The organism is Brachyspira hampsonii 30446, assembly GCF_000316195.1.
GTDB lineage: Bacteria > Spirochaetota > Brachyspiria > Brachyspirales > Brachyspiraceae > Brachyspira > Brachyspira hampsonii_C.
The window spans coordinates 1,547,030-1,564,945 of record NZ_JH994111.1 but is presented as its reverse complement, the minus strand read 5'-3'; the positions used below and the strand labels follow the sequence as shown (position 1 = coordinate 1,564,945).

At 28.0% G+C, this 17,916-nt stretch carries 12 protein-coding genes; 8 read left to right on the top strand and 4 right to left on the bottom strand.

Features of this window, described 5'->3' with window-relative positions; genetic code table 11:
- Positions 1-76: 76 nt before the first annotated feature.
- Both A966_RS11520 and A966_RS11515 read left to right on the top strand, forming a co-directional pair.
- Entirely contained in the window at positions 77-7,057 is a 6,981-nt protein-coding gene (locus A966_RS11520; RefSeq protein WP_008725790.1) for a TolB-like translocation protein, read from the top strand.
- Positions 7,058-7,172: 115 nt separating this feature from the next.
- Entirely contained in the window at positions 7,173-7,895 is a 723-nt protein-coding gene (locus A966_RS11515; RefSeq protein ID WP_008725787.1) for a hypothetical protein, read from the top strand.
- Positions 7,896-7,949: 54 nt separating this feature from the next.
- Here the strand turns inward: A966_RS11515 and A966_RS11510 are convergent, their stop codons facing one another.
- On the bottom strand, positions 7,950-8,882 hold the full coding sequence (locus tag A966_RS11510) for an alpha/beta hydrolase (protein ID WP_008725786.1): 933 nt from the start codon (positions 8,880-8,882) through the stop codon (positions 7,950-7,952).
- 71 nt (positions 8,883-8,953) lie between these two features.
- On the bottom strand, positions 8,954-9,760 hold the full coding sequence (locus tag A966_RS11505) for a ZIP family metal transporter (RefSeq protein ID WP_008725784.1): 807 nt from the start codon (positions 9,758-9,760) through the stop codon (positions 8,954-8,956).
- Positions 9,761-9,934: 174 nt separating this feature from the next.
- Here A966_RS11505 and A966_RS11500 point away from each other — a divergent pair, with 174 nt between their 5' ends.
- Entirely contained in the window at positions 9,935-10,285 is a 351-nt protein-coding gene (locus tag A966_RS11500) for a histidine triad nucleotide-binding protein (RefSeq protein WP_008725782.1), read from the top strand.
- A gap of 30 nt (positions 10,286-10,315) precedes the next feature.
- Positions 10,316-11,128, top strand: a complete 813-nt coding sequence (locus A966_RS11495; RefSeq protein WP_008725780.1) for a TatD family hydrolase — start codon at positions 10,316-10,318, stop codon at positions 11,126-11,128.
- 68 nt (positions 11,129-11,196) lie between these two features.
- Here the strand turns inward: A966_RS11495 and A966_RS11490 are convergent, their stop codons facing one another.
- Positions 11,197-11,715 (bottom strand): flavodoxin family protein, encoded by a 519-nt coding sequence (locus A966_RS11490; RefSeq protein ID WP_008725779.1) that lies wholly within the window; start codon positions 11,713-11,715, stop codon positions 11,197-11,199.
- Between the two features lie 193 nt (positions 11,716-11,908).
- On the opposite strand from A966_RS11490, the gene rplI reads away from it, so the two are divergent.
- From rplI to A966_RS11475, 3 genes are read left to right on the top strand one after another with little or no spacing between them, the layout of a single operon-like run.
- Positions 11,909-12,412 carry a 50S ribosomal protein L9 gene (rplI, locus tag A966_RS11485; protein WP_008725777.1) on the top strand — a complete coding sequence of 168 codons (504 nt, stop codon included), beginning with the start codon at positions 11,909-11,911 and terminating at the stop codon, positions 12,410-12,412.
- A 38-nt stretch (positions 12,413-12,450) separates the two neighbouring features.
- The gene (dnaB, locus tag A966_RS11480; RefSeq protein WP_008725774.1) at positions 12,451-13,851 is read left to right on the top strand and encodes a replicative DNA helicase; all 1,401 of its coding nucleotides are present in this window, start codon (positions 12,451-12,453) and stop codon (positions 13,849-13,851) included.
- Between the two features lie 20 nt (positions 13,852-13,871).
- The gene (locus A966_RS11475) at positions 13,872-14,678 is read left to right on the top strand and encodes an MlaE family ABC transporter permease (RefSeq protein WP_008725772.1); all 807 of its coding nucleotides are present in this window, start codon (positions 13,872-13,874) and stop codon (positions 14,676-14,678) included.
- A 57-nt stretch (positions 14,679-14,735) separates the two neighbouring features.
- Here A966_RS11475 and A966_RS11470 read toward each other — a convergent pair whose 3' ends face one another.
- The gene (locus tag A966_RS11470; RefSeq protein WP_008725768.1) at positions 14,736-16,262 is read right to left on the bottom strand and encodes a UDP-N-acetylmuramoyl-L-alanyl-D-glutamate--2,6-diaminopimelate ligase; all 1,527 of its coding nucleotides are present in this window, start codon (positions 16,260-16,262) and stop codon (positions 14,736-14,738) included.
- A gap of 134 nt (positions 16,263-16,396) precedes the next feature.
- Here A966_RS11470 and A966_RS11465 point away from each other — a divergent pair, with 134 nt between their 5' ends.
- Positions 16,397-17,893: a glycogen synthase gene (locus tag A966_RS11465; protein WP_008725766.1), complete on the top strand. Its 1,497-nt coding sequence runs from the start codon at positions 16,397-16,399 to the stop codon at positions 17,891-17,893.
- Positions 17,894-17,916 lie beyond the last annotated feature (23 nt).

The following is a 17,916-nucleotide window of genomic DNA, read 5'->3' as shown; positions in this document are numbered from 1 at the left end:
TTGATTTTATTTGTTTTTTTTGTATAATAATTTAACATGTTATTAGTTTTATAATAAATTATTATATTGGCAGAGTATGAGATTAAAATGTTATGTGAAATTTAAAATATTAGTTCTATTTTCTTTTATTTTACTTGCTTGTGCATCGAGTCAGAAAAATACTGATTCGGCATTTGACAGCAGACCTTTTTTAAAAGAATATAAAAGATATTCTTTAACATCTGGAGAGGTAAATCCGGCATTAGATGCTGTAATTGACAGAGAAGGTACTTGGATTTATTATTCAAGAGAAAATGCCGGAAATACTGATATTTTTACTGTAAATTCATATACTCTTGAAACTTATAGATTAACTAGAAGCCCAGGAATAGATACCTCTGTTTCCACTGATGATAAATCAAGATATATAGTATTCTCTTCAACTAGAGATGATGCTTTCGGTGATATATATTTATATAAACTTTATAATTTTGGAATAAGAACTTCTAAAAATAATTTAGAAAATTTGGAGCAGAGTATCATAAGGCTCACAGATTATAAAGGTTATGATACGGATCCTGTGATTTCTCATAAAGGTAATTCTATAGCATTTATTTCAGATAGGGACGGAGGAGTAAAAAAACTCTTTACTGTAAAGCCTAATGGTAAAGATGTAATGAAGTTATCTGATATTGAAGCTAGTTCTCCTGCATTTTCTTTTGATGATACAAAAATAGCTTTTATAACTTCTAAAGTGGGAGATAGATATTCCCAATTGGCTATATTAGATTTAATTCCTAATACTAATAATCAGACTAATTTAACTATACTTACCGATACAGAGACATTTAAATTTAATCCTACATTTTATAATGATGATACTATTATATTTTTTGAAATAGAAAAAGATTCTGACAGAGATGGAAATTTAACCTATTATGATAAAAGACGCTTGATGTCTTATTCCTTGACAACGCATCAATATTATGTTTTATCAGAAGATACACAATTAACTACTTTTAATGTGGCCTATCCTTCAGCTTTGGTTGGAGCCTATGTTGTTAGTGAAGATGGTACTAGTATAGTAACAATGGGGTCTACAAAAGAGTATTTTATAAAAGATGATAATTCTGATGCTATGTATAATAGTTTTGTTGAACTTCCATATAATAGAAAAGTTGATGCTGTAGAAAGATTTGCAGAATATTTTCCTTTTTCTGAAGATAAGAATAATGTTGCTAAGGCATATTTTAATATAATGATATCATCATATACTAATAATAATACTAAAGAATATAATAATACCAAAAAAGTATTAACCTCTGAATATTCAGATACATTTCCAGGATTTTTAACATCAAAGATAGACGAAAGTTTTGATACTAATAATAATTGGTTTGATATAGAATCTTATACAAATGAATATTTTATTACTAATACCGATTTGGAAATGACAAATTTAGTAGCTTGGTCAGGCTATATATCAGCCAATGAAAAATATAAAACTGATAAAAATAATGAAAATACATTTACAATTCTTAGTGAAATTCTTAATTTGAATATTGATAAAGATTTATATTTGCTTGCAGCTAAATTATATGCTCATTCAGTTGAAGATAACGGATATAAATACCCAGAAGATGAAGATATTTATAATATTCCTTATTCAAGAAAAGATTTGTTATTTTCAGACAGATTAGAGATTGCTAAAGATTTCATAAGAGATTCAAAGATTTCTTATAATGTTATAATAGAAAATGCTCATCCTTATGCTCCTTTAGCTGTTGCGGCAAGACTCGTATATTTAGACGGACTTATAGTTTCAAGAAATTATGATGATGCTACTAATTTGTTTAAGCCTTATATTGAATCTAAAAATGACATAATGCTTGCATTGGGATATTATGCAAATGCTAAGGTGCTTATGGCTAAGCAAGATGATGAATCTTATGCTTTGTTTAAAGAAGCATTAAATTCCGGCGGAAAGAATTTTGATTCTACTTATGAGGCTCAGTATTGTAAAACTACATTAGCTGATTATTACAAATCTTTAGCAGATAAAGCGTATAATGAAGGCAAATATGCCTCTGCTTATGAAAATTATAATGAAACTTTAAAATATAATCCCAATGATACTTCAGCTTCCTCAAGAGTTATAGAGAGCGGACTTAGAGCTTACAGTACTATAGAATCACTTGAAGAAACTATACTTGAAAGAGAGAGAAATATTTTATCAACTAGATATTCTTCTCATGAGGCACATGCCGAACTTGCAAATGCTTATTACTATTTAGCTAACAGATATTATGGTATAGCTGTATCCAAACAGTATAGTCCTGAACGCTATGTTGTAAGCGAGAAAAAAAGAGAAGACGGATTTTATTTGTATTTGAATAAGGCTTTTGATACCATAGTTGAAAAGGCTGTGTCATATATTAATTTTGCAATATTCTTATATCCTGATGAAGAAAATTATTATGTAAAAAAATCTGAGATGCTTACATTCGCTCAGGCTTTGAGAATGCAGGTGCTTCAAGATGAAAAAACATATAAAAGCGTAATAGAGTTAGTACCAGCTTATAAAGATAATACCGTTACTAATGGGATATATATGGGTTATAATATGCTTGCATTCCAAAATCAGAATTTGGATTCTGAAATTATAGATTCATTAATAATGGCTAAAAGTAAAGTAAGAACTAAACCTAGTGTCATATCTATAATGCTTGCTAATTCTTATTTGATAAATGGAAGATATTCTGATGCGGTTAATGAATATAAAGAAGCAGAAAGTTTACTTAATCAAATAGGAACTGATAAGAGTAAGGCTTGGTATCATTTCTTTTATGGTTATTCTTTATGGATGAATAATGATGTAAAAGGAGCCTACAGAGAATATGATAAGGCCCGTGCTTTATTTGAAAAATTAGGCGATAAAGAAAGTGTATATAAAATAGTCGGATATACTTCAGTTGCTGCTATAGAGCAGGAAGATTATAATAAGGCTATAGAGTCATTATTAGAAAGAGATGAACTTACAAAAGATGATGTTAATAAAAATGAACTTAATCAGCTTTTACTTGCGGCATGTTATTTAAAATTAGAAGATTATAATAATGCCTTACTATATTGCGATAGTGTAAAAGCTAAGATAGATAGTTTAGATTCTTCAGTTTATACTCCTAATTATGTTAGTATAACTTTGTACGGTGCTAATATTAATGTTGTAAATTTGGGGCTTGCTTCATTTGGAGGATATATACCGGGAGAGCCTTTGAATGTAGATAAACAGCAAATGCTTTATTCTATATATCAGGAATTGTATGAGAAGATGGGAAGATATTCTGAGGCTAGAGAGGCTTTATCTTCATACCGTAATTATATTATTCAGGATAAACCTAAAAAATCTATTCAGCCTTTGATGCTTGCTACATATTACAATAATGAAGGCTATCTTTATTACAGACAGGGAGATCAATCCAATTCTATAATGTCTTTTAAAACATCTATAGAAGAATATCAGAAAACTTTAGATGAAAAAACTTTGGCTGATAATCCTAGTCTTAAATATGAAAATGCTGAAAATGATGCTAAAAATTATTTGAGTTTATCATCTTTATATTTAAGATATTTATCAGAAAATGATTTAACTTCTATTAAAAGAGAGTTTTTTATAGAGTTATTTAATACAACTAAAACACTTCAGGTATTATCTACAAATAATGTTGTTAGTACAAAAGACAGATTATTATTGTATTCTCATATAGCGGCTTTCAATTATATAATGGCATTTAAACTTACAGCGAATAATAGTGTTAACTATAGAAAAAAACAATCAGATGATCCTACAGATATGAGAAACCATGATGTAAATGTACAGAGATTATCTATGCTTAAAGATGCTATAGATAGATATAAATATATTTTATCATCTAACTCTAATTTCCCAGTGGATTTAAAAACTGAAATTATTATAAGATATAATTTAGCTAAGGCTTATGAATTAGCAGGGTATATAGAAGAAGCAGCAAGAGAATATATGTCGGCATTCTCAAAGGCTCAGACTTCTGCATTTGCTGTTGAAGAAATTGCAATACTTACTACTTTGATTGATTTCAGTTCTAAATACAGAAACAGATATCCTGATAGTTTGGATTATCCTGTGCAGTATGTATTTAGAATATTAAAGAGATTAAGAGAAAGTGTATTTATGATAACATTTGTAGAAGATAATAATTTTATATTAAGACAGGCTAAATATAAAGTTATAGAGTTTTTAAAAGACAGTTATCCTGATGCTAGTATCAATATACTTGCTATGTTTGATGCTATTGATATGAGAAGAAAATTCTTGGATAAAAGACTTTATACTTTGGGAGAGAATAATTATTATCTAAAAGAATATTATAAACTTTATGAAAAGGCTTTATATTCATATCAGATGTATTTGGATGCTGTAGGTACTCCTTATGACAGTGATATGGAAGCAGAAATGCTTAAAGAAATTTCAAAATATGAACAAGAAGCAATAGACAAGTTTTCTAATACTCCTATAGAGCCTATAGTAATATGCGATGTTAAGCCTGAAGATATTGATAAATCTATGCGTAAAGATGAAACTCTTATTTGGGATACTTATTTGGGATATAGATTTGTTAGAGAAAATGGAAGAACTGCTTTCTATATGCAGACTAATGATATGCCTAAAACTAAAAACTATGTTACTCATATAGGATTCAGACCTATTGTTATAAGCAATAAAAATATTTTTGTAAGGGAATTATATGATTCAACAGAATATATGCTTCCTGATAAAACTGCTTATATAGACAGTAAATTAATAGCATTCTTTAGAACTACTAGAAATGCTGAGAAAGAAATAAACAGCAGTATGTCTATGGCAAGCAATACTAATGCAGCTAATAATCTTTATAGTGATAATAATATTCAAAATGAGATCAAACTAAATAATACTAATAATTTATATATGAATGTTTCTTATAATTCTGAAGAAACTAATAAGGCATATTCAAACAATATATCTACAAATTCTTCAGCTTCTACAAATAGGAGAAGAAGAGGCAATTTCAGATTTATGGAGTTAAAGGATATATCAACTAATTCTTATGTTCCATTAGTTACAGATATAACAGGGGCTAGTGCTTCTGATATATCTAACATAATGAAAAAGAATCTATATATAGTTTATTCTGATGAAGAGACTTTTACAAACAATAGAAGGGTTTTAAGAGATATAAATAATATAGCTTTAGTAGTAGGAAAAAATGGAAGAGATTCCAGAATAATGTTTTATACTAATTATTTCAGAAAATTATCATCTAATTCTTTGGAAGTTAGTATGAATGGCTATGATAATAATATGTTTACTGTATATGGAAAGCCTGATTACAGTGTATCTTCATTGTCAAATGCAGCTTATGAATTTAAGACAAGACTTTATAATTCTTATTCTTCAAGTGCTTCTCCAACTATTAGTGTGATGTCAAATGTTATTGCTTATTCTCAAAGCGATGATGAAAAGATGTTTAATTATGCTAGAATTGTTGAAGACAGATATAAAGTGATGGATACTAATACGTCTTATTTATTCTCTGAAGAAGGATATAAATTCTTTGCAAGTTCATATACTAATATAAGCGATTCTAATGCTTACAGATTTATAAAAGCAATGCTTCCTATTTATAGAAGAATGGGAGAAGATGGTGCTGTGAAAGGAGCTAATAGGGCATTGCATTTTGTTTATTTATACACTAATAATAATTATGATTTAATAGATGAATATTTTACTCCTAGAACATTATCAAGATTTTTGAAGGCTAAAAATGATCCTGAACAATCTGTAAAATATTTGAATTATATCGCAAATAGAGTTAATGGAGATAATAAAGATAAAATTTTAGAAGTTGCTGTTCTTTATGATTTAATATATGCTAAGACTCCTATTGATACAGTAACTAATTTTCTAAATAGAATGCAAAATACAAATGAAGTATTGACTGTTGCAAATACCATAATGAATACGGATGCAACTAATGAAAATGATATATTTACTACTATGAATTATATTTATGGAAATCAATATATATTTGAAACTGATACAGTATCAGAGTTTGCAGACAGATTCTATTCATTATATAAAACTAATTCTGCTTATATATACGGATTATTAAATAAAATAAGAGTTCCTGAAAGTAATTTTGATAATAATATAAAAGATGCTTATGAAATATTCTCAAATGAAAATACTAATACTATGTTTATATTCTATGCTTATGAGGATAATAAATATGCAGCTTATAGTTATGTTGTTGGAGACAGTAAGGTAAAAAAATCTGTTTTAATAGACAGAGATAAACTTAATACATATTTAAATAGCTTTACAAATGTATCTAAAGCAAGAGATAGAAGAAATTCATTAAAATCTATTCAAAGAGCCATGCTTTCATCGGATATAATTAAAGATGCTGAAAGGGTGAAAAAAATATATATAACAGGTTCTGCCGGCAGTTTATTTACCGTTCCTTTTGCATATTTGGAAGCATTCCAGAATAATGATGTTATAAAAATAAGAGAGTTCCAATATTCTCCTTTATCTATTGTAGATGTTGGTAAGCCTTCTATCAAACTTAATACTGAAACAAACTTCTATACTTCATTAGAAAGTTTAGCAGTACAATCATTTAATGATGCTAAAGGAAAAATACCTTTAATGCATTACATAGGAATAGATACAAACAGAAATAAGCCTTATGATGATACTGATATCTTCTTATCTCCGGCTAGAAATAATGATATAAACATGTATTTAAGAGCTAGAAATGATACAAAACTTTTATTTACATATACTACTAATTCTTCAGGTGATTATTATACTGTGATGAAATATTTATATAATAATTTTGACAAAGGTATAATTGATTCGTACAGATATATAAAGACATATAGAGTTCCTGTTGATACTATAAATCAAAATGACAGAGATACTTTATATATGGCTAATTATGCTTTATTTGATTATATACTTCCGGGTATACCTAGAGATTATGTTGATAAATAAATTTTACTTTATTTATAAAATTTATCTTTTTTAGTAAAAAATATTTACTCTTTCTTGACATTGTGTTTACAATGTGTTATAATATAATTATAAACAATTAATAGAGGGGTTTTTTATGAAAAAGATACTTATTACAATTATTAGTATTTTTATAATGCAATTCAGCACTGTTTTTGCAGATTTTCATGCCGGTATAGGATTATACATACCATTAGGTGCATCCATATCACAAAGTTATCAGGAGCATAAATTAGGAGTTAACAGCAGTGATGGCAAATTGACTTCCGATGCTGCTTTTGAATGGGGTGTAGGAATAACTCCTGGTATATATAATGGTTTTGATAATTATATGGGATTTTCTATAGCATTAGACATAGCTTATCATAGAGATGTTTATGCTTTTAATGAAAGCAAAGCAGCAGGAACTCAGTATCAGAATGTTAAAACAACTTATTATTTTGATACCATTAATATAGGAATACTTCCTAAGTTTAATATATATAACTTCTTTATAGGAATAGGTGCTGGAGTTAAAATACCATTAGCCGGAGGAGAATCTACAAAAAATTATAATACGACATATAATCAATTTGAAACTTCTAATAGTTATTATACTTTAAATGATATTAAAAATAAATATCAGATGTCTGTAATTCCTTATCTTAAATTGACATTAGATTATTTATTTTTCTTTAGTGATGAAACAGCTTTAGGAATAGGACTTTATGCAGGTTATGATTTCGGACCTGGAAGAGTCAATGATTCAAGATTTAATAAAAATGATTATGGTGCTGTTGATATAGGCGGACAATTCAGTTTCTACTTTGTGGATAATTAATATATATTCTCAATGGTTTTTAAGCAGGGTATTTTATTATCCTGCTTTTTTTATTTAACTAATATATTTACTAATAAAGTTTTTTATTGTACTCCAATATAAATCTTCATTGCTGAAAACAGCAGATATATGATTTCCATCTTTTATAATGAGTTTTTCTTTTTGAGATGAACAAGCATCATAAAGTTTATTAACCATATTATAATCTACAAGCTCATCTTTATCACCATGTATAAAAAGAATTGGTATTTTTGATACTGCTATTCTTTTTTTTATATCAATATCTTTAAATGAAAAACCTAATCTTATTTTAGCCATTAATGATGTTGCTTCTACTATTGGAAGAAAAGAAAAATTATAAGCAATATCTAGTCTTCTTTTTAATTGCTCATAAGCATTTGTAAATCCTGCATCTTCTATTATTGCTTTTACATTATTAGCAGCATCTTCATTACAGCACATCATAACAGAATTTGCTCCCATAGAAATTCCATATAGAATTATCTGAGCATTATTATAATTATCATTTATATATTTTATCCAAGCTAATACATCTAATCTCTCTAAATAACCTAAAGAATATATTTTCCCTTCGCTTTCTCCATGAGTCCTTAAATCTATCGCAAGAATATTAAATCCCATATTATAAAATTTTTCTATAAAATATTTCATATAAGATCCTCTGCCTTCATAGGGGTGAACTATTATAACATATACATTACTGTTGTTATTTATAAAATGAGCATGCAATTTTAAATTATCATCAGATACAGTGTATACATCTTTTTGAGAGCTTTCAAACCATATTCTTCTTTTTTCTTTAATTCGTTTTTTTTCTTCGCTTTCTTCTTTAGTACTTTCTTTTCTTTCAAATAGTTTTTTATTTGTTTTTATTAGAAGTTTATTAACAAAATGATTTGAAATTATTATTAGTATTAATAGTAATAATATTATTATAGAAAGTATAATATATAATATATACTGCATTGATTATCCTTAATTATAAATTAATACAATATATATTATATTTTTTTAATAACTTTGCAATATCAAATTTATCAGCCTAAAGCTACATCAAGAACCATCATTATAGCAAATCCGAATATAAAGCCAAATACTCCGAAATGATTATGTTCTTCAGCAACAGCTTCAGGTACAAGTTCTTCTATGACAACATACATCATAGCACCGGCAGAAAAAGCTAAAGCTATTGGAAGTATGATTGTAAGTTTTGTAACTGCTAATGCACCTATAACTGCTGCAATAGGTTCTACTATTCCAGATATTGCCCCAAGTAAAAAAGATTTTGATTTAGATACACCTGTTGTTTTAAGCGGAAGAGAAACTGCAGCACCTTCAGGGAAATTCTGTAAACCTATACCAAGTGCTAAAGCTAATGCAGCATTGAATGTTACTCCGCTGCCCCCAACAGAAAAAGCTCCGAATGTTACTCCTACTGCCAAACCTTCAGGTATATTGTGCAAAGTTATAGCTAAAAATAATAATATACTTTTTGATAATTGTACTTTAGTTCCTTCTGTTGCTTCATTGCCGTTTACTATATGCATATGAGGCATTACTTTATCCAATATCCATATAAAAAATGCCCCTAACAAAAATCCTGCTGTTGGTATTAGCCAATTAGGTAAATTAGTATTCTCTGATAATTCTATTGAAGGTGCAAGCAATGACCAGAAACTAGCAGCTGTCATAACTCCGGCAGCAAATCCGTACATAGATGCTAATATTTTTGGTTTTATTTCTGTCATAAAGAAAAATACAAGTGCTGAACCTAATGCTGTAAATGCAAAAGTTATACCGCCTCCGAATAATGCTAATGATACAGGTGAATAATTTTCTATCATTTTTATGCCTTTGTTTTTATTTTTATAGAAGGATTATATATATTATGCAAATTAATTTCAATACTTATTAATAATTATTACTAATAATATGATTTATTTTTTTATTATATATAGATTAATTTTTCATTTTGATTTATTATATTATAATAGGTTTTAATTATTAGGAGAATTTATATGAATAATTACAGCGAAGATAAATATTTTGATAAAGATTGTATATTTTGTAAAATAATAAAAGGAGAAATTCCTTCACAATTCATAAAAGAAAATGAATATTGTGTTGTATTTAAAGATTTGAATCCTAAGGCAAAAGTTCATTTACTTGTAGTTCCAAAGCCTCATGTTAAGAACATATTGGAAACAGATGAATTTATAATGAATAAAGTTCTTGAAACAATAAAAGATGTTGCGAATGAACAAGGTTTAGAATCTTTTAGAATAATGAATAATTGCGGTGCCGGAGCAGGTCAGACAGTATTTCATGTTCATTTCCATATACTTTCCGGAGATAATTTAGAAGAATAATAAAAAATATATTAAATTGGAGTTAACATAATGATAGACAGTCATTGCCATCTTACTTATATATCTAAAAAGAGTAAAGAATTAGAAGAGGTCTTAGATAGAGCTAATAAGGCAGGTATATTTTATTTTGTGGATATAGGGGTTCACCCTGATGATATAGACGAGCGTATGTTTATATTATCTGATGCTGAGGGTGTGTTTTTCAGTATGGGGTATTATCCTGATTATGCAAATGAGAATGATGAAGATACATTAGCAGCATTTGAATTAAAAATAAAAAATTTGAATAAAAAATCATTGGATAAAAAAGATAAATCAATATATGCTGTAGGAGAAATAGGACTTGATTATTATCATAATGAAGATAATAAAAATGAGCAGAAAGAATTTTTCAAAGCTTTATGCCAAGCAGCAAAAAATGTTGATTTGCCTATATTGATACATAGCAGAAATGCTTTTAGAGATACTTTTAAAATTCTTAGAGATGCCGATTTACCTAAAAGAGGAATATTTCATTGTTTCAGCGGAAATGTAGAAGATGCAAAAAATGCTTTAGATTTGGGATATGTATTATCTTTTTCAGGTTCATCTACATATATGAAGAATGATTTTATAAGAGATGCTTTTAAATATGTGCCTAAAGATATGTTTACAATAGAAACTGATGCTCCTTATTTAACTCCTCAAAAGGTAAGGGGTAGGGCAAATGAGCCTTCATTTATACCATATACAGTGGATGTATTATCTGAGGTAAGCGGAGAGAAAAGCGAAGATATTATGAGAAAAGCTTTAGAAAATACAGTTAGAGTTTTGGAATTGCCTATAGATTTAAATAGAATATGATTTAATGATATAAAAAAGCTCTCAATAATACATTTTATCGAGAGCTTTTTTGTGTAATTTTGTTTGTATTATTTTACAGCTTTAACTACTTCTTTTAATTTGTTTAGATCATCAGCATTAGGGTGTCCCATAGCATTGTCATAATTAGCTAATTTAGATTGAACAACTTTTTTCTCGTCATCAGTTGCAGCTTTTTCAAGCATGTTTTCTAAGTTCTTCTTTTGACCATCTATCCATTGACCCTGACAAGCATAAGTACCTACTAATGTATTAGAAGAATCTAAGAAAGTTTTTGCTGGATTAAGCATTTTATCATAATATTCCTGATTATTTCCGTAACCTACAGTCATAAATAAAAATACTTTTTTATTTTTTAATGTCTGCATAAACTTTCCAGCAGCTTCATCGCAAGTACCTTTATAACTTCCTGCACCAACAAATACTACATCAGAATCATTAATTTTATTCTGGTCGGCAGCATCAGGTTTTACGCATTGAAGACATTCTCCGTCAGCTGCTTCTTTTATAGCTAAAGCTAATTTTTCAGTATTTCCGCTTTTACTTGTATAAACAATAGAATATTTCATTTTTAACTCCTTTTGTTAGAATACTCTAATTATTATAACATTTTTTTATGCTTTGTCAATATACTACATAATGGTATTTATTTTTTATATATTGTTTTTAAACTTGCTATTATATGTAAAATATGCTATAATATGTAAATTATAAAGTGAAATTTATTATATTATTTAATAGAGTAAATCAAGGAGAAGGCAAATGGAAGTTATCTTAAAAAGAGATTTTATATCATTGGGTTATGAAGGTGATATATGTAAAGTGAAAGACGGCTATGCAAGAAATTACCTTATTCCAAGAAATATAGCAGTTATAAAAAATGCTGCTAATTTAAAAACTTTAGCTCAAATGCAGAAAAGTTTAGAAAAGAAAAGAGCTAAAAGAAAAATGGAAGCAGAAATTTTAAAAGGTAAAATTGTAGATATTACAGTTGTTATACCTATGAAAGTTGCTGAAAATGGTAAATTATATGGATCAGTTAGTCAGCAGACTATAGTTGATGCTTTGAAAGAAAAAGAAATTGATATAAATAAACGCGATGTTCACATGGAAAAACATATAAAAGAATTAGGTGAATTTGATGTTGAAATCAAATTATATCATAGCGTTAATGCTAATATCAAGATCAAAGTTATTAATTTAGATGAAAATACTGCTTCAGAAGAATCTAAAGAAGAAAATGAGGTTTCAGTTGAAAAAGCTTAATAAAATAAGCAATATCCAATTAATAGGCATAATATCTAATGAATAATACACCCTGCTCAATAGAGGCTGAAGAGTCTCTATTGGGTGCAATGCTTCAAAATTCTCAGGCTGTATCTGTTGCTATATCCAAAATAAAATCTACTGATTTTTACAGTGAAAGAAATCGTATGCTCTATGAAAGCATTTTAGAAATGCATAATAGAGGAATAGCCATTAATGCAGAAACTACTTTGAGATATCTTAAAGAAAATGGATTATTTGAAAAAATTATTCAAAATGATGAGGCATATTTAATTCGCATTATAGATGGAACTCCTTTTCATCAGAATGCTAAATATTATGCTGAAATCATAGCGGAAAAATCATTATTAAGGGATCTTATAACCGTTTCTCAGGATATACAAAAATCAGCTTATGAAGCAAAAGATGCAGAAACTAAAGAGATAGCAGATTTTGCTGAGAAAAAAATATTTGAAGTTACTCAAAGAAGATTAGATAATGATTTTATTCATATAAGAGATTTACTTTATGAAGCTTTAACTTCTATAGAAAGCAGAAAAAAACATAAAGGCAGTGTTACCGGAGTACCTTCAGGTTTTATATCGCTTGATAAGGTTACTCATGGTTTTCAGCCTTCAGATTTGATAATATTAGCGGCAAGACCTTCTGTGGGTAAAACAAGTTTTGCTTTAAATATAATAGAACATGTCATTACAAATATTGAAACTTCAAATTTTGGTATTGGTTTTTTTTCTCTTGAAATGAGCAGAATGCAGCTTGTAGAGAGATTAATAGCAAGTAAGGCTAGAATAAGTTTATCAAGAATAAGATCCGGAGATTTAGAAAAACAGGAATGGACTAAACTCGGACAAACATTTAATAGTTTATCTCAAGCTAATTTACTTATAGATGACTCAAGCCAATTAACTATTATGGAGATAAGGGGAAAGGCTAGGCAAATGAAATATAAATTTGCTGAGATGAGTAAAACAACAGGTAAGGAAATAGATTTAAAATTAATAGTTGTTGATTATCTGCAGTTAATTCATTCAGGTTTAAACACTAGAAGAAATGGTACAAGAGAGCAGGAAATAGCTGATATTTCAAGAGGACTTAAAGCATTAGCAAAAGAGCTCAATGTACCTGTTATATCTTTAGCACAATTATCTAGGGCAGTTGAACAAAGACAGGATAAGCCTAGACTTTCAGATTTGAGAGAATCTGGTTCTATAGAGCAGGATGCTGATATAGTTATGTTTCTGCATAGACAAAAGCCTAACAAAGAAGGAAAAGATGATGAAGTAATAGATGAGAGAACTAATCAGGTTGAGGTAATACTTGCAAAACATAGAAATGGTGCTATACATGACGGTATACCGCTTCACTTTATAGCAGATCAAACTAGATTTGAAAATATTTATAATAATAGTGAGTCTTAATTATAAGGAGTAATTTTATTATGGAATTATTTGATATGAAAATAGAATTACGAAAGGGTGTTAAAAATAAGATAACATATTTTTTAGCAACTTTGGGAGAGTTTGCCTTTCTTATTATAGAGGTTTTTAGATACACATTCAGATCTACATTTTCTTTTAAGCTTTTAAAAGAGCAGATAATAAGAATGGGTGTTGATTCTTTTGTTGTTGCTGCGGTTACTGTTCTTTGTACAGGTATGGTTATGTCGTTACAGATAGCTGTAGTTCTTGATACTGTATTGAAAGGTATATCTCAATTTGTAGGTTCTATGGTTGGTAAGGCTATGGTTAAGGAGTTATCTCCTATGCTTCTTGCTTTGATATTTGCAGGAAGGGTTGGAAGTTCTGTTACTGCTGAGATTGGTACTATGCAGGTTAGCGAGCAGTTAGATGCTTTAAAAACTTTATATACCAATCCTATAGAATATGTTGCTGTTCCTCGTTTCTGGGCTGCTGTTATATCGCTTCCTATGCTTACAGTTTCTGCAGATGTTATAGGTGTTTTGGGCGGTGCTGTTGTTACAGTATTCGTATTACATAGTGATCCTATGCATTATTTTGATAGGGCTATTTCTGTAATAAGTGTTGGAGATTTTATAGGTAGTTTGATAAAGTCTACTATATTCGGTGCTGAAGTTATGATTATATCCTGCTTTTATGGATTTAGAACTTCAGGCGGTGCTGAGGGAGTAGGTAAGGCTACTACTACAAGCGTTGTTTATAGTTTTATGATAATACTTATAACTGACTATATACTTGTTTCAATACTTGGTATGTTTGGAATGTAATTTATAATTCATATATATCAATGAGCAGGCAATATAATATTGTCTGCTCATATTTTTTTAAATATTAGGATAATACTCTTTTAAAGCATTTCTTGCTTCTTCTCTGTCATCAAAATGTATTGTTTTATCTGGAAATATTTGATAAGTTTCATGTCCTTTTCCTGCTATTATAATTATATCATTTGCTTTAGCTTCTCTTACCGCCTCAAAAATGGCTTCTTTTCGGTCAATAATCTTTTTATAATTTTTGTTTTTGAATCCTTTTTCAATATCATTCATTATCTGATTAATATCTTCTGTCCTTTGATTATCAGTTGTAAGTATTACTATATTAGAATATTTTTCAGCTATTTCTGCCATTATAGGTCGTTTTTTTCTATCTCTGTCTCCTCCGCATCCAAACACGGCTATGACTCTGTTAGGATTTAGTTTTCTAGCTTCTATTAAAATATTTTCTAAACTGTCAGGAGTATGTGAATAATCAACAGCTACTATAAACGGATGTTTTTCTTTGGTTACTATTTCAAATCTTCCTGCAACCTGAACTTTTCTCATAGCTTTTATTGACTTTTCTATATCTAATTTATTCTCGCATGCATAAGCTAATATTGAAAGCGAATTTAAAATATTGAATCTTCCAAGCATTGATAATTTTACTTTTGATATAAATTTACCTTTTGCATAAAATTCATATTCCGTATTTTTAGAAGTTAATGAAATAACTTTTCCGTAATAATCAGCTTTTTCATTAATTCCGTAAGTAACCATATTTATTTTCAATTTTTTTATATAATTTGATATTTGTTTAAAATTATCAGTATCTATATTAACTATCGCTAACTTTTTCTTTTTGCTGCTTTCTTTTAGAAGTGAAAATAATTTTAATTTTGCCTTAAGGTAATTTTGCATATCTCCATGATAGTCAAGATGATCCTCTGTGATATTAGTAAAAATTGCCGTATCATAATTCAAATAATCGCATCTGTTCATAGCAAGTGCCTGAGATGATGATTCCATAACTATATGAGATATTCCTTTTTTTAAGGATTTGTAAAATATACTTTCTAAATCAATAGATTCAGGAGTTGTAAGATTAGTTTTTATTTCTGTTTTTCCTATCATGTTTTTGATAGTGCCTATTAAAGTTGTTTTGTTTTTGTTTGCTTCAAGTACAGATTTTAACAAATATGTTGTAGTAGTTTTTCCATTTGTTCCTGTTATTCCTATTGTGTTTATTTTTTTTGTAGGCTCATCAAAAAATTTTGCTGAAATATAGGCAAGGCATTCTCTCGGATTTTTTACAGCAACAAAGTGTACATCTTTATAATTATCCTGTAATTTTTTTATAAATTTTTTATCTGCAGTATTATCATATATTATAATTGATGCTTTATTATTTATTGCACTTTCTATATATTTATGTCCGTCATCTTTCAAACCCTTTATAGCAACAAATAAATAATTTTTCTTTATTAATCTTGAATCGTATTCTATTGCTTTTATTTCTGTATTTAAGCATTCCTTTGTTAATTGACTTGCTTTTGATACTTTATAATTTTTTATTAATTCTTTAAAATATTTCATATTATTTTCCTGATTTTATTTTGTACCTTTAAATAATAACAATATTATAAATTTATGGTAAAAAATTATATATTACTTGATTTTTAAGTATAAAAGATATATAACTATATTAAAAATATTTATGGAAATAATTTATGAATATATTTATGGTATCCAGCGAAGCATATCCTTTTTCTAAAACAGGAGGTTTGGGAGATATTGCCGGAAGTCTGCCTTTGGAATTATCTTCCATTAAGTTAGGTTCTTCAAAAATTAATACATCTTTGGTAATACCTTTATATAAACAAAATTATAAATTAATAAGCAAAAAAGATATTATATTTGAATTTGAGATAGAGCAGGGAAAAGAAATAATAAAAACAGAAATAGCTAGAATAAAGCATCCTCAAAATGATAATGTAAATGTTTATTTTATAAAGCAGGATAATTTCTTTAAAAGAGAGGGATTATATTCTGAAAATGGCATTGATTATTCGGATAATGCTAGCCGTTTTATATTATTTTCAAAAGCGGTTATTCAATTAATAATATATTTATATAGAGATGAGAATTTTAAATTAGATATAGTTCATATTCATGATTGGCAGACTGCTTTGATAGCTCTTTATATAAAAGAAGTTTATAATGATGAAAAGGCTTTGAATAAATTAAAAGTAATGTTTACTATACATAATTTAGCTTATCAGGGCAATTTTTCTTCAGATATATATCCGCTTCTTAATGTATCTTGGAAATTTTTTGTACATAGCAGATTAGAATTTTATGGTAATGTAAGTTTTATTAAAGCAGGAATCATACTTTCAGATATAGTTACAACAGTGAGTCCTTCTTATGCTAAGGAGATACAGGAAGAAGAGTTCGGATGCGGAATGAATAGTCTTCTTTCAGGAATATCGCATAAATTATATGGGGTACTCAATGGAATACATTATGAATCTTGGAATCCTTCAACCGATAAACTTATAAAAAATAATTATGATATTAAGTCTATAGAGAAGAAAAAACTTATAAGAAATTCTCTATATAAAGAATTTGGGCTTTCAAATAAAAATTATCCTCTTGTAACTATGATATCAAGATTCGATCCGCAGAAGGGACTTGATTTAATATATTCTTCATTTTTTGAAATTTCTACTTATGATGCTAATTTTATTTTTCTTTTCAGTAAGAATAATTATTTCAAAGATTTTGAGAATGAATTTACTAAAAGAGCAGGCAGAGCTAAAAATATAAAAATATTATTCAGCTTTGATGAATCATTAGCACATAGATTAACAGCAGGAAGCGATATGTATTTAATGCCCAGCCGTTTTGAGCCTTGCGGGCTTAATCAAATATATAGCATGAAATATGGAAGCATTCCTATAGTTCATGCGGTAGGCGGACTTAAAGACACTGTTATCAATTACAGCGGAAATAAAAGTATTAATAAAGCTACAGGTTTTACTTTCAATGAATATTCTGTAAAAAGTTTTGTTGATACTATGGACTTAGCTTTCGATTTATATTATAATAAAAAAAATGTGTGGGATAAGCTTATATTTAATGCTATGAGTAAAGATTATTCTCTTCATAAAACTGTTTTGGAATATACTAAGCTTTATAAAAAATTATTAAATACCGAAAAGTAATATTATTTTTATATAAAATTATT